Here is a 13,662-nt window from a genome sequence, read left to right on the forward strand (position 1 = left end):
AAGATCCAGCCGATGATGCCCATTTCCTTAACTCCTGCTAGTGCGTTGATCTGATTATATAATCATTCGACGCGAAACGCCTCTTCGATCATCCGTTGCCGCTGCGCCGGCGCATAGTCGATCCAGGAATTCTTGCTGTTGGATTTCTCCAGCGCTACCGCCAGCTCCTGGCCGGAAATCGGCAAATCGTCCTGCCAGAACGGCGCGATGGCGTGGCGGGTGATGAAATCGGTCAGGTAGCTCTCCGGGCTGCCCTGCCAGTGCGGGTACAGTCTGGCGGCCAGCTCGGCCATCAGCGCGCGCTGCTGCGGCTGTTCGCTGGTTTCCAACAGGGCGAGGAACGGCAGCAGTAGGCGACCGCAGACCTGCCCGTGGTGGTAGTCGCGCAGCGCGCCGATCTCGCCGGCGATGCCGTGAATGACCCCCAGCCCGGCGGCGCTCAGCGTCAGCCCGCCGAGGTAGGAAGCCTGCATAATGGCTTCGCGCGCCGCGTCGCTGCGGTTAAGCGCCGGCCAGGCGGCGAGGAAGTGGCGGATGCCGCTCAGCGACATATCGCGCGTCATGGCGCCGGCGGTTTTCGACAGATAGGCCTCGAACAGGTGGGTGAAGGCGTCGATGGCGCAGTAGGCCAGCACCTTGTCCGGGGCGCCCGTCAGCAGCTGCGGGTCGAGAATGGCGGTGTGCGGCACGAAGTTGTTATGGCGCAGCGAGGCTTTCACCTTGCTGACCTGGGTATCGGTGATCACCGCGTTCTGGGTCACCTCGCTGCCGGTGCCGGCGGTGGTGGGAATGGCTATCAGCGGCAGGGTGGCGCCGCTGATTTTGCTGTCGCCCACCTTTTCCATATAGCGCAGCGTTGGCAGCGGGTGCTCAACCAGCGCGGAGAACGCTTTGGCGGCGTCCAGCACGCTGCCGCCGCCGATGGCCACCACGCGCCGCGCCTGGCCGCGCCAGCGTGCCACCCAGGCGTCGATTTCCTGCGGCGACGCCTCGTGGCTGACGATTTCGGTGCCGATGAGCAGCGGCGCCAGCGCTTCGCGCAGGCCGGCGTACACCGGGCCGTTGAGAAAAGAGCGGCAGCTGAATAGCAGCGTCGGCTGCGGGTCGGCAAGCAGCAGCGGCGGCAGCTGCTGGATGCTGCCGCGGCCGAACCAGGTCTGGCGGTTGGCGATGATGTGGCTGACGGACATGAGGTCTCCTTGACGGCGTTGCAGGTCGCGATGCCACAGCATAAGCCAGCGGGCGCGGAGCGGCCACCGCTTTCCCCGCTGCGGCAACCTGTGAGTTGTTTAACATGTAAACGATCGCGCTCTTGCATTTCGGCGCTGCGGATGCTTTTTTTAACAGTACCGGCCGTCGTGCGGCCAACCCCATCCGAAATCGGTAGATTGTTAATGTGTTAATAATGGCGAGGCGGGTATGGAAATTCAGGTTGAACGCTTGTCTGCGGTGATCGATGCGGTGGCCAGCCCATGCTTTTATCCCAGCCTGTTGAACTGGCTGGAAGGGTTTTTTGCCTTCGACAACGCCATCGTCTATGCCTTCGAACGCGGCCGGCCGCCGCGCTGCCTGATTAAAACCGAGCGCGAAAACAGCGACGCGATCAATCAGCTCTACCAGCAGGGCGCCTACCTGCAGGATCCGTTTTACCGCGCGCTGAACGACGGCGGCGAAGGCGAGGTGCTCACGCTGCGCCAGCTGGCGCCCTGCGGGTTTTATCACAGCGACTATTACCGTAATTTTTATCGCAAGACCGGCTGGCACGACGAGGCCGGCGTGCTGCTGCAGCTGACGCCGGAGCGCGGGCTGGGCGTCTTTTTCGGTTCGGCGCGCCGCACGGTGGCGGTGCGTTACCCGCAGCGGGCGGATCTGCGCAGCGCGTTGACGCTGGTGAAAAGCGTGGCGCGGCTGCACGGCGAAGTGGTGGCGGCGCCGGCCGAGGCCGCGACGGTGAACGATGACGGCGCCCAGGCGCGCTATCTGCTGACGCCGCGCGAGCGCGAGATTGTCGATCTGATCCTCGCCGGCTGCGGTTCGCAGCAGATTGCCGACCGGCTGTTCATCAGCCTCGGCACGGTAAAAAACCACCGCAAGAACATCTACGGCAAGCTGAACATCGGTTCGCAGGCCGAACTGTTCAGCCTGCTGCTGGCCGCCCCGCAGCGGCGCAGCGCGTGAATGTTAATTTTTTGTAGCGAATGTCCCTAAGGGGACATAGCGGACGATCCCACCGCTCCCGATAATCCGATGTCATGGCATAGGCAATCGGGAGTGCGGCAGTGAACAACGAAATCGAGTCCTTAACCTACTACGCGGCGACCAAAAAATACGATCTGCGCTTCCCGACGCTGGAAGAGGATCTGGACGTTGACGTGGTGATCATCGGCGGCGGCTTCTCCGGCATCAACACCGCGCTGGAGCTGGCGGAGAAGGGCATCACCAACATCGCCATTCTCGAGGGTCGTTATCTGGGCTACGGCGGCACCGGGCGCAACGGCGGCCAGGTGATGGCCGGCATCGGCCACGATCTGGAGAAGATCAAACGCCACGTCGGCCCGTCCGGGCTGGAAACCATCTTCAAGATCAGCAACCTCGGCGCCGGCATTATCCGCGAGCGCATCAAGAAATATGACATCGACGCCGACTTCTGCTTCGGTTACGGCTACCTCGGCAGCAACGCACGCCAGGAGAAGACCCTGCGCGGCTGGCTGAAGGAGTTCAGGGCGGTGGCGCCGCAGGAAGAGATCGAACTCTACACCGGCGCGGAAGTGAAGCAGGTGGTGGGCTCCGACGCCTACACCTGCGCGCTGAAACACATGGGCGGCGGCCATGTGCATTCGCTCAATCTGTTGCTGGGCGAGGCCAAGGCGCTGAGCGGCTATGGGGTGAAAATCTTCGAGAACAGCAGCGTGCTCGACGTGGAGTATGGCCCGCGCATCACGGTGCGCACCGCCATGGGCTCGGTGCGCGCCAACAAGATGCTGTGGGCCTGCAACGGCTTTCTCAACGGCATGGAGCCGCAGATCTACCGCAAGACTATCAATACCTACGCCTTCCAGCTGGCCACCGAGCCGCTGTCTGACGATCTGATCCGTCAGATCAGCCCGATCCGCGGCGCCTACAGCGACATCCGCCCGGTGATCGACTATTACCGGGTGACCAACGAGAACCGGCTGCTGTTCGGCAGCGCCACCCGCCTGATCGAATACTTCCCGTCGGATCTCAAGGCCTGGAACCGCAACCTGATGCTGAAGGTGTTCCCGTACCTGAAAGACGTGAAGATCGATCTGGCCTGGGGCGGCCCGCTGTGCTGCAGCGCCAACCTGTTCCCGCAGATAGGCACACTGCCGGATCGCGACAACGTATTTTACGTGCAGGGCTACTCCGGCTTCGGCGTGACGCCGAGCCACATCGTGTGCAAGGTGCTGGCGGAGGGCATGAGCGAAGGATCCGATCGCTACGATCTGATGAGCTCGATCCCGCACGTCAACATTTTCGGCAAGGACAAGCTGCGGCGGGTGATGACCACCGCCGGCAAGGTTTGGCACCAGACATCCGGCTACTGGAAAGGCCGCCGTTAACCCTCAGAGGAGAATCACATGAAACCGTTACTGCTTAAACAACCGCTGCCGGAACTGCTGGAGATCGGTAGCGTCAGCAACCTGGGCGCCACGGTGATCGCCGGCACGCCAAACGTCGGCGTGGCCAGCATCTTCGGCGAACCGACCGACAACCTGAACTGCGGCGTGTTCAGCTGCACCCGCGGCAGCTTCGTGATGGAGTATCCGTTCGCCGAGCACGCCACGGTGTGGGAAGGCAGCGCCACCCTGACCAACGAACGCACCGGCGAATCGGTGCAGTATCAGGCCGGCGACTCCTGGTTCGTCGAGAAGGGCACTCCGGTGCGTTGGGACATCACCTCGGATCGCTTCGTCAAACACTACCTCGCCATCGTCGAGGGCTGACGCTTTTATGCCCCCTCAGTATGCTGAGGGGGAACGCCTTAGCCCAGCGCCCGCGCAATAAAATCGGTCACCCGCTTGAGGATCTGATCCTTATTGGTTTCGTTAAAGCTCTCGTGCCGCCCGCCTGCATTGATCAGCTGTTCGAAGTCGTCGCCCTGCAGACGATCGAGCGCGGTTTGCGTTTCGCTCATCAGCACCAGCCGATCGTCATCGCCGTGGATCCACAGCGTGGGCAGCGCGCCGAAGCCCGGCCCGGCGTTGATGGCGGCGAGCATCCGCTGCATGGCGCGCAGGGTGGGGCGCTTGAACGGCCCGTGCCACACCAGCGGATCCTCCTGATAGGCCGCGCCGACCGCCGGATCGCGCGCCAGGGTGGCGGTATCCAGCGGCGAGTCGGGGATCGTCGGCAGTTCGGCCAGATCGGAAATCGCCGTTCTGTCGCCGAGCAGCGGGCCGGACAGCACCAGCGCGCGCACTTCCTCGCCATGGCGCTGCACGTAGCGGGTGGCAATCATGCCGCCCATCGAGTGGCCGATCACCACCAGCGGCAAGGTGGGATATTGCTGCCGGAAATGGCTGACCACGCGCTGCACGTCGTCGACCACGGCGTCATAATCTTCGATCAGCACGCGTTCGCCCTGTGACAGGCCGTGGCCGAGATGGTCGGGGCCGAACACCCGCGCGCCCTGCGCCTGCAGCGTGCGCGCCACGTATTGATAGCGGCCGAGGTGCTCGCCGTAGCCGTGCACCAGCAACGCCAGATAGCGCGGCTTGTCGTTTCCCCAGTCGTGCACGGCGATATCGCCGTGACGGCCTTTGATAAAGCTGACGGTTTGTTCGGACATGTTATTGTTCTCATGGTGGTAGGGTTGCCCTTCAGCGTAGCGGCTGGCGGCGAGGTTGTCAGGGGCGCCGGGTGCGGCGCCCGCAGAGAGGGGGGTTACAGGCCGAACTGGCGCGCCAACGCGTCGAGCGCTTCGCGCTGGAAGCGGTTGAACGCGTCGCGCGGCTGCTGTTGCTGGATGAACGCCAGCAGCGGATCCTGCACTTCCGTGCGCACGCCGCTCAGCTGTTCCATCACCGCCAGCCCGCAGAACGGCACGTAGGATTCGGCGTAGCCGCCTTCATGCACCATCACCAGTTTGCCGCCGCACAGCCGATCGGCGGCCTCCTGCACCAGCGCGGTCATGGCGCGGAAGCTGTCGCTGTGCAGCTGCATGCGCGCCAGCGGATCGAGCGCGTTGGCGTCGTAACCGCAGGCGACGATGATCATTTCCGGCTCGAATTTTTCCAGCGCCGGGATGATGATGCGCCGCATGGCGTGCAGGTAGCCGTCGTCGCCGGCGCCGGCCAGCATCGGCACGTTGACGTTGCAGCCCGCCCCGGCGCCTTCACCGCGATCCTGTTCGCCGGAATAGCCCGCCGGGAAGCAGCCGTCCTGATGCAGCGACAGCGTCAGCACGTCGCCGCGCCGCCAATAGATGTGCTGGGTGCCGTTGCCGTGGTGCACGTCCCAGTCGAGCACTGCCACTTTTCCGAGGCCGTAACGGGCCTTGGCGCGCTCGATGGCGATCGGGATATTGGCCAGGAAGCAGAAGCCCATCGATTGATCCGGCAGGCAGTGGTGGCCCGGCGGGCGCGACAGCGCATAGGCATTATCCAGCTCGCCCTGCAGCACCGCCTCCACCGCCGCGCAGGCCAGCCCGGCGGAGAGTTTGGCGATTTCATAGCTGCCCGGCCCCAGCGGCGCCTCTTCCCCCAGCAGGCCGCCGCCGCTGTCGCTCACCTGTTTGAAGCGCTGCAGATAGTGGGCGGGGTGGATGCGTAGCAGGTCTTCTTCCGTCGCTGGTTCGGCGCTCAGCAGGGTGAGCTGGCGCGACAGGCCGGACACGTCCATCAGGTTCTTCATGCGCCGTTTGGTTTCCGGCGATTCGGCATGGCCGGCGCCCGAGGGCGGTTGCACCCAGCCGCCGACCGGCAGGGTGGTGGCGTGCAGGCCGGTGCTGTGCCAGAAACAGCGTTCATCAAACAAGAAACCGGTTGTTCTTTTCACCTTTCTCCTCCTGTTATACGGCGCGGTGCGCGCGGTGCAGCCAGCGAAATCAACAGCAGCGACAGCAGCGCGCAGCCCAGCGCGCCGAACAGCAAGGCGTTGAAACCGCCGGAAGATTCGATCAGATAGCCGGCCAGCGTCGGGCCGATGGCCATGCCGCCGCCGATCACCAGGTTGATGCCGTTCATCAGCTTGCCGTCGTTATCCAACCCGGCGACCCGCGCCAGAATGAACGGCAGCACGAAGGTCCAGGTGAATTTGAACAGCAGGGCCGCCAGGGCGAAGCGCAGCAGCAAGGGTTGACCCACCAGCAGCGCCACGCTGGCTAGCAGCAGGGCGTAACCGAGCGCGATCGGGCGCCCGCCGCCGAAGCGCGCGCCGATCAACGCTGCGGCGCCGGCGCCGACGATGCCGAGCAAGGTGGCGACGGCCAGCACCTGGCCGCTGTGGGCCGGCGACAGCCCGGCGCCGGCGGCGATGCCGCCGATAAAGGTCCAGACCGCGCTCAGGCTGATGTAAAAGGTCAGCACCGCCAGCACGGCGCACAGCTTGCGCGTCGGCGAGGCGGCGGCTCCGCTGCGGGCGCTGCGCGCGGCGGTGAAACCGTTGGGAAACGCCGGGATGAGCGGCAGGCAGCACAACATGATGGCGGCCAAAATCAGGTAGACCGCCATCAGGCCGAAGTGCGCGAACAGCGGCGGCAGCGCCAGCAGCCCCACCGCGCCCAGCACCAGCTGGCCGAGCACCCAGAAGGCATAGACGCGGCTGGGATTGGCGGTGCCGGCGGCGCAGGTGATGCACAGGATCATCAGGGTGCCGCCCGCCAGCGAGGCGATAAAGCGCAGCGGCAGCAGCAGGGTGAAATCCTGCACCAGCGCCGAAGCCAGGTTGCCGGCGATAAACACCAGCGCCGACAGCGCAGCGACCCGCCGCCAGTTGATGCGCCCGATCCACCACCACGCCGGCAGCGTGGCCAGGCTCATGGCGCCGAGTTCGGTGGAGAACAGGCGGCCGATCTGCGCCGGGCCGAGCTGCCACTGCGCGGCGAGCTGGGCGGCCACGGCGGGGGCGGTCATCAGAATGCCCGGCGCGATGGCGGCGAAGACGATAATGGCGGTCAGCAGCCGCGGCGGGCAGGGGAGCGCCGCGCTGGCGGCGGGCGCGGAAACCGAATCACTGGACATAAACCTTATTCCCCAAGCGTTGAGTGACGATGAAATATCCCGCCCGGCCCGATTGCGGGCAGGGGGGAGCCGCGCCATAAATGGCGAATACGTTTTGGCGTTATTTTCCGGCCGCCGGCAGCGGCGGCCGTTATCGGACGTTAACCGTGGGCGAGAAAGCCGCTGGCGACCAGTTCGGTGCGGTTCACCACGTCGGTTTTGGCGAAAATGTTGCGCATATGGGTTTTCACCGTGGACAGCGAAATGCCCAGCTTCAGGGCGATGCGCTTATTGCTGGCGCCTTCGCGCACCAGGTTGACGATCTCTTGTTCCTTGGCGGTCAGCAGCTGCGCCTCGCTGTCGGGCAGCAGATCGCGCGTCGCCAGCTCAATCAGCGGCAGCACCGCGCGCAGGCGGCCGCGCTCCAATTCGGTAAACGGCGTATCGCGGATCAACGACACCCCGGCGACGATGCGTTTGCGTTGGCGAATGAAAATCTCCGTCATGTCGCGCATGTCGTTCGGCAGCATAAAGTCGTGGTAATAGCGGCGGTTGTCGGCGATCGCCGCCGGGCTCATGCCGACCATGGTGATGTCTTGCCGATGGAAGTTGGCTGGCTGCAGCGGGTCTATTTGCTGAAAGTGGTTCAGGTATTGCTGATGCGTTTTATCGGGCATGCCGTGCAGGATGTAGTGATCCGGCCGCAGGTCGCGATCGACCAGATAAAACACTCCGGCGGACACCGGGATCAGGTGCGTGATGGTCGCCAAACAACTGTTGATAAAGGCATCGGATGCTGTGCTGTGCATGATTCGTATTCCTCCCTTTATCGTTCAATCTGGAGAATGTTGGCGGTCAATATATGAACGATACAAGCATAGTTGTAGCAATTTGGCAACACAATAAAAACATATTAACAACGTGAGGCCGATTGCAATAAAACACAGAAATAACAAGATGACACTGCAATGGTCAGGGGTTTTCAGGTCGGATTTTTTGCGGTTTTCATTAATAGGTTAATGAAATAATTCACCGCTTTTCCCGCTGAATTTACAGCGCTTTTCACTGCTTGCCTGGACGAAGCCCTCGCCGCCCTGCGCGTGCTACAACCGGCACGACCGTCGCCGCCCCTCGTTCTTAAGAACGATAGCCAGGCTTTTCCACCGCTTCCTGTATTGCGCATTGAAGATAGCGCCAGTCGGCGCCAAACGTATAAGACGAAAAAATGATGACCTTGCTTGGGCTGAGCCGATCCGCTTCATGCTGAGCGAGCGCGCCGCCGTGAGCGCGGCCGCAGGTTGAAAGCGTCTCGTCCTTAAGGACGATAGTCAGCATTTTCCTTTCCTCTCTATAGTGAGATTACCGCCGCTGGCGGTGAAAAACCTGCAAGCACCTGCATGCATCAGGCCAAAACTATAAGAGGAAATAACCATGAACCTGTCGTCGCGGTTGCACGCCCACCTGGCTCGAGGCAAGGTCGGCTTTCCCACCACCCTGGCCAGTTCGGTCGGGGTGATCATGGCCAGCCCGGTGATCCTGACGGTCACCAGCGGCTTCGGCATCGGCGGCGACACCTTCGCGCTGGCGATGCTGATCGCCTTCATCATGATGCAGGCGCAGCTCACCACCTTCTCCGAAGCGGCGGCGCTGCTGCCAACCTCCGGTTCGGTTTACGACTACATCTCCTGCGGCATGGGGCGCTTTTTCGCCATCACCGGCGCGCTGTCGGCCTACCTGATCGTGCACATCTTCGCCGGCACCGCCGAGACCATTCTCTCCGGCATCATGGCGCTGGTGAACTTCGAGCACCTCAACACCCTGATGGAAAGCCACAACGCCTCCTGGATGGTCGGCGTCGGGCTGGTAATCGTGTTCGGCCTGCTCAACGCGTTCGGCATCGAGGCCTTCGGCAAGGCGGAGATCGTGCTGACCTTCGCCATGTGGAGCACGCTGGTGATTTTCGGCATCGTCGGGCTGCTGTCGCCGCATGCGGTGCCGCTCGAGGGCTGGTTCGGCAGCACGCTGAGCCTGAACGATCCCTTCGCGGTGTTCAGCCTGATCGGCATGGCGATGTTCATGTTCGTCGGCTGTGAGCTGGTGACGCCGATGGCGCCGGAGATCAAACGCTGCGATCGGGTGATCCCGCGCGCGATGGCGCTGGGGCTGTGCGGCGTGGCGGTGTGCATGGCGCTGTATGGCGCGGCGCTCAGCCACCAGGTGGAAAACGTGGTGATCGACGCCGCCAGCGGCACACGCCTGCTGGAAACGCCGATGGCCATCCCGGCGTTCGCCAGCCAGGTGATGGGCCAGTTCGGCAAATATTGGCTGGGCGTCGGCCTGCTGCTGGCGGGTGCCGCGACCATCAACACGCTGATGGCGGCGGTGCCGCGCATTCTGTACGGCATGGCGCTGGATGGCGCGCTGCCGCGCATGTTCGCTTATCTGCACCCGCGCTTTAAAACGCCGGTGGTCGGCATTCTGGTGGCGGTGTTGATCCCCTGCGTACACGCCTTCGCCATTCAGGGCAACCTCGACAGGATCATTCCGCTGGTGCTGGCGGCGGTGTGCGCCTGGGGCGTGGCCTACCTGCTGGTGACCTGCTCGGTGGTGATCCTGCGCGTGCGCCGCCCCGACCTGCCGCGCGCCTATAAATCGCCGTGGTTCCCGCTGCCGCAAATCGTCTCCAGCGTCGGCATCGTGCTGGCCATCGTCTACATCACGCCGCCGGGGATGAACCCGAGTGACATCTACATTCCCTTCGGCTGGATGATCGGCCTGACCGCCGCCTATGCGCTGTTCTGGACGTTGTGCGTGCAGAAAGTGAACCCGTTCAAGCCGGTGCCGGTCGAGCAGGTGCTGGAGAACGCATTTGCCAAGGGTGAAAACGAGGAGGCGCAGTTTGATCGGCTTACTTCCCTCACTTAATCGCGCCTGGCGGCGCGCGCCGTCGGGCTATCGGCCGGGCGCCGCGCTGGATCGCCTGGCGCGCAATCTGGAACCCTACGCGTGCGAACGCCTGGCGCCGGGCCTGCTGCGGCTGACGCTGCCGCAGGGGCCGCAGATCGAGATCGGCGAACAGGTGCAGGGGCTGTTTATGGCGCATATCGTCAGCCACCGCTTTCGGTTGCAGGGCACGTGCGCAGCGCAGCCTCCGCTGACGCTGGACGTGGTGACCAGCGGCTGGCTGCGGCGGCGCGGGGTGCGTTATCTGTTGCGCCAGCGCCATGCGGCCGCGCAGCGGGTGCTGGACGGCCTGCAGCGCTACCCGCAGATCGGCGAGACGCTGGCGCAGCTGGATTTTCGCCGCGTGCGGCTGACGGTGAACGACGGGCGCTGGCAGGTGGATATCGAGCATTTCGCCGCGTCGGAGGTGGTCAGCCGTTTACCGGCCGGCCGCCGCTATCTGCGGCTGGATGCCGAACAGCGGCGGCTGCTGTTGAGCAGCCTGCTGATGATCGGCCAACTGATGGAGAAGCTGAATCATGAATAGAGTGGTTGTGATTACCGGCGGCGGTACCGGCGTCGGCGCCGCCTGCGCCCGCCTGCTGGCGGCGCAGGGCGATCGGGTGTTCATCATCGGCCGCCGCCCGGAACCGCTGGCGGCGCTGGCGCAAGAGATCGGCGCGCAGGCGCTGGTGGGCGACGCTGCCAGCGGCGAGAGCTGGGCCCACACGCTGCTGCCGGCGATTCTGCGCGACGCCGGGCGCATCGACTGCCTGATCGGCAGCGCCGGCGGCATGGGCTTCAAGCGCATTACCGAGATGAGCGACGCGCAGTGGCAAGGGGCGATGGACAGCAACCTCAACAGCGCTTTCGCCAGCGCGCGCGCCTGCCTGCCGGAGCTGATTAAAAGCGGCGGCAACCTGCTGTTCGTGGCCTCGATCGCCTCGCTGGCCGCCGGGCCGGAGGTCTGCGGCTACGTTACCGCCAAACATGCGCTGATCGGGCTGATGCGTTCCATCGCCCGCGATTATGGCCCGCTGGGCGTGCGTGCCAACGCGGTGTGCCCGGGCTGGGTGACCACGCCGATGGCGGACGAAGAGATGCAACTGCTGATGGACGCCCATCAGATTTCGCTGGAGCAGGCCTACCAAATGGTCTGTCGCGACGTACCGCTGCGCCGGCCGGCCAGCGCCGAGGAGATCGCCCGCGTCTGCCGTTTCCTCTGTTCCAGCGAGGCTTCAATCATAACCGGCGCGGCGCTGGTGGCCGACGGCGGCTCCACCATCGTCGATGTGCCGACCCTGGCTTTCACTTCCCTGTAAGGAGCATTTCCATGAGTTCAGAAGCGGTATTCATTCAGGTTGGCGCGCTGGCGGAAGGCTTTGCGCCGCACAGCAATACGCTGGAACGCCAGCACGGCCTGGCGGGCACCACGCTGACGCTGCGCTTTAGCGACGGCGCGACGCAGCGCTGTCGGTTTACCGACGAGCAGACGCTGGAGTGGGGGGCGCGGCGCGGCGTCGCCTATCGCGCCACCAGCATTCGCCCCGGCGTGTTGTTCATCGATTTTCTCGATCCTGCCCGCGCCAACGCCAGCATTACGCTGGTATGCGACCGCAATCAGGGTAACTTCACTGCGGTATACGGCCAGCTGCCGGACGAAGCGCAGACGCGGCTCGATGCCTTCAGCCGGGTGGAGCAGGGGCTGCCGCTGACCGCGGTCGAGGCCGAATTCCGCTTCGGCACGCTGGACGACGCCGACGCGGCACCGCCGGGCTTTACCGACGAGCTGATCGGCATGCGCAATATGTACACCTACAGCCCGACCGAGCGGTACGAGCATATCTACCTGAACGACAACTTCTACGCCTGGCAGTGTCTGGACGGGGTGGAGAAAGGGCTGGCGGACGTCGATCGCTGCCACTACGTGAAGGTGGCGGAGCAGCTTTATCTGTTCGTCTGGCGCGAGAAGATCATCCCGACGCTGGGCGTGGTGGTGATCGATCTGCAGGGCATGCGCACCGACGGCAAGATCCTCGGTTATCAGGGCAGCGATTTCAGCGCGCTGAGCAACTTTGCGGTCGGCGCCCACGCGCAGGTGCTGAACACCACGCACCACCCGCGAGGATAGGCCGATGAGCGCAACCTATGCGGCCAATGCCTTCGCGGGGCAGGTGGTGCTGGTGACCGGCGGCGCTCAGGGCATTGGGCTGGCGATCGTCAGCGCCTTTGCTCGGCTGGGCGCCGAGGTGACGATCGCGGACGTGCAGCTGCCGCAGGCGCAGGCGGCGGCGCAAACGCTGCGGGACGAAGGGCTGAGCGTACAGGCGCTGGCCTGCGATCTGGCCGAGCCGGGGCAGATTGCCGAGGGAGTGGCGGCGGTGGGTGAGCGCCGTCAACGGTTGGACGTGGTGATCCACAACGCCGCCTATTTTCCGCTGACGCCGTTTACCGCCATCGACGCGGCCCTGCTGCAACGCACGCTGAGCGTCAATCTGATGGCGCCGTTCTTTCTGGCGCAGGCGGCGCTGCCGTGGATGCGCCGTCGGGGCGGCGGCTGCATTCTGGTGACCTCGTCGGTGACCGGCCCGCGGGTGGCCTACCCGGGGCTGGCGCACTATGCGGCCTCCAAGGCCGGGGTGAACGGATTTATTCGCGCGGCGGCGCTGGAGTTGGCGGCGGAGAACATTCGCGTCAACGGCGTGGAGCCGGGGATGATCCGCACGCCGGCGATGGCCAACCTGGGCGACGCGCAGGTGAATCAGGCGATCGCCGCCTCGGTGCCGCTCGGGCGGCTGGGGGAACCGGAAGACATCGCCGCGGCGATGGTGTTTCTCGCCTCGCCGGCGGCGGCCTACATCACCGGCCAGACGCTGGTGGTGGACGGCGGCGCGCTGTTGCCGGAAACGAATTCTCTGCTGACTTGACGCTGCAGCGTTGTTGGCTGCAACGCCAATTAATTTGAGAATTCCGGTGGGTTAAATCACTGCTTGGCGGGATGCGCGGTGACGTTGGCAGGCAGGCTGTCGCCCAGGGTGATCAACTCGTCCAGCAGCGTCATCAACTGGTCCATTTTCTGCCGCGAGAAAGCGGCTTCAATCTCGGCGTAGCCCTGTTCCACCTGGTGGCGCGCCTCTTCATACAGATCCTGACCCTGCTGGGTCAGCGACACGTACAGCTTGCGCTGATCGTTGACCGGCTTGAGGCGGAAGATCAGCTTATCACGCTCCATGCGCGACAGAATGCCGGTCAGGCTGGGGCGCAGGATGCAGGTTTCCGCCGCCAGTTCGTGGAATTCGATCGAGCGGCTGTTGGCCAGCACGCGGATGATGCGCCACTGCTGCTCGGTCAGGTTGTGGCTTTTCAGGATCGGGCGAAAGAACCCCATGGCGGTTTCGCGCGCCTGCAGCAGGGCGATGGTTAACGATTCATGCATAAGTTTGGCCTTAGCTATCAAGGTGTTCGTTGTCACGGCGCTTACCGCAGGGCTGTTACCCCGCAGGCCCGATTTTGTTAATAACTTAATAGTAGCCAAAGT

Annotated in this window: 15 protein-coding genes; 8 read left to right on the forward strand and 7 right to left on the reverse strand. The window is 64.2% G+C overall.

From position 1 onward, the window contains the following. Positions 1-62: 62 nt before the first annotated feature. Positions 63-1,190, reverse strand: coding sequence for an iron-containing alcohol dehydrogenase (locus ACJ8J1_RS20075; protein WP_033641750.1), 1,128 nt, complete (start codon positions 1,188-1,190; stop codon positions 63-65). Positions 1,191-1,419: 229 nt separating this feature from the next. Between ACJ8J1_RS20075 and ACJ8J1_RS20080 the strand changes: the two genes are divergently transcribed. From ACJ8J1_RS20080 to ACJ8J1_RS20090, 3 genes are all read left to right on the forward strand, one after another. Continuing rightward, positions 1,420-2,178 (forward strand): helix-turn-helix transcriptional regulator, encoded by a 759-nt coding sequence (locus ACJ8J1_RS20080; protein WP_033641751.1) that lies wholly within the window; start codon positions 1,420-1,422, stop codon positions 2,176-2,178. Positions 2,179-2,279: 101 nt separating this feature from the next. Beyond that, on the forward strand, positions 2,280-3,581 hold the full coding sequence (locus ACJ8J1_RS20085; RefSeq protein ID WP_033641752.1) for an NAD(P)/FAD-dependent oxidoreductase: 1,302 nt from the start codon (positions 2,280-2,282) through the stop codon (positions 3,579-3,581). An 18-nt stretch (positions 3,582-3,599) separates the two neighbouring features. Then, the gene (locus ACJ8J1_RS20090) at positions 3,600-3,965 is read left to right on the forward strand and encodes a cupin domain-containing protein (RefSeq protein ID WP_015376517.1); all 366 of its coding nucleotides are present in this window, start codon (positions 3,600-3,602) and stop codon (positions 3,963-3,965) included. Between the two features lie 38 nt (positions 3,966-4,003). On the opposite strand, the gene ACJ8J1_RS20095 is transcribed toward ACJ8J1_RS20090, so the two are convergent. From ACJ8J1_RS20095 to ACJ8J1_RS20115, 5 genes are all read right to left on the reverse strand, one after another. After that, complete coding sequence (locus ACJ8J1_RS20095; RefSeq protein WP_033641754.1) at positions 4,004-4,810, reverse strand: alpha/beta hydrolase; 807 nt, start codon at positions 4,808-4,810, stop codon at positions 4,004-4,006. Positions 4,811-4,905: 95 nt separating this feature from the next. Beyond that, positions 4,906-6,018, reverse strand: a complete 1,113-nt coding sequence (locus ACJ8J1_RS20100; protein WP_033641755.1) for a class II histone deacetylase — start codon at positions 6,016-6,018, stop codon at positions 4,906-4,908. Then, positions 6,015-7,202 (reverse strand): MFS transporter, encoded by a 1,188-nt coding sequence (locus ACJ8J1_RS20105; RefSeq protein ID WP_033641756.1) that lies wholly within the window; start codon positions 7,200-7,202, stop codon positions 6,015-6,017. The genes ACJ8J1_RS20100 and ACJ8J1_RS20105 overlap by 4 nt, the downstream gene beginning before the upstream one ends. Before the next feature lie 140 nt (positions 7,203-7,342). Then, positions 7,343-7,990: a helix-turn-helix transcriptional regulator gene (locus ACJ8J1_RS20110; RefSeq protein WP_033641757.1), complete on the reverse strand. Its 648-nt coding sequence runs from the start codon at positions 7,988-7,990 to the stop codon at positions 7,343-7,345. A 328-nt stretch (positions 7,991-8,318) separates the two neighbouring features. Then, positions 8,319-8,516, reverse strand: coding sequence for a hypothetical protein (locus ACJ8J1_RS20115; RefSeq protein WP_033641758.1), 198 nt, complete (start codon positions 8,514-8,516; stop codon positions 8,319-8,321). Positions 8,517-8,612: 96 nt separating this feature from the next. Between ACJ8J1_RS20115 and ACJ8J1_RS20120 the strand changes: the two genes are divergently transcribed. The 5 genes from ACJ8J1_RS20120 to ACJ8J1_RS20140 are packed head-to-tail and all read left to right on the forward strand — an operon-like array spanning position 8,613 to position 13,051. Beyond that, positions 8,613-10,106 carry an APC family permease gene (locus ACJ8J1_RS20120; RefSeq protein ID WP_033641759.1) on the forward strand — a complete coding sequence of 498 codons (1,494 nt, stop codon included), beginning with the start codon at positions 8,613-8,615 and terminating at the stop codon, positions 10,104-10,106. Beyond that, positions 10,081-10,671 carry a DUF3156 family protein gene (locus tag ACJ8J1_RS20125; RefSeq protein WP_033641760.1) on the forward strand — a complete coding sequence of 197 codons (591 nt, stop codon included), beginning with the start codon at positions 10,081-10,083 and terminating at the stop codon, positions 10,669-10,671. The genes ACJ8J1_RS20120 and ACJ8J1_RS20125 overlap by 26 nt, the downstream gene beginning before the upstream one ends. Next, positions 10,664-11,446, forward strand: a complete 783-nt coding sequence (locus ACJ8J1_RS20130; protein WP_033641761.1) for an SDR family NAD(P)-dependent oxidoreductase — start codon at positions 10,664-10,666, stop codon at positions 11,444-11,446. Before ACJ8J1_RS20125 ends, ACJ8J1_RS20130 begins: the two co-directional genes overlap by 8 nt. 11 nt (positions 11,447-11,457) lie before the next feature. After that, positions 11,458-12,255, forward strand: coding sequence for a MoaF C-terminal domain-containing protein (locus ACJ8J1_RS20135; RefSeq protein ID WP_033641762.1), 798 nt, complete (start codon positions 11,458-11,460; stop codon positions 12,253-12,255). Positions 12,256-12,259: 4 nt separating this feature from the next. Continuing rightward, positions 12,260-13,051: an SDR family oxidoreductase gene (locus ACJ8J1_RS20140; protein WP_033641763.1), complete on the forward strand. Its 792-nt coding sequence runs from the start codon at positions 12,260-12,262 to the stop codon at positions 13,049-13,051. 56 nt (positions 13,052-13,107) lie between these two features. Here ACJ8J1_RS20140 and hpaR read toward each other — a convergent pair whose 3' ends face one another. Beyond that, a complete protein-coding gene (hpaR, locus tag ACJ8J1_RS20145; protein ID WP_033641764.1) occupies positions 13,108-13,560 on the reverse strand; it encodes a homoprotocatechuate degradation operon regulator HpaR in 453 nt (150 codons plus the stop codon). Between the last annotated feature and the right edge of the window lie 102 nt (positions 13,561-13,662).

The organism is Serratia sp. CY37869 (genome assembly GCF_052168895.1).
GTDB lineage: Bacteria > Pseudomonadota > Gammaproteobacteria > Enterobacterales > Enterobacteriaceae > Serratia > Serratia ureilytica.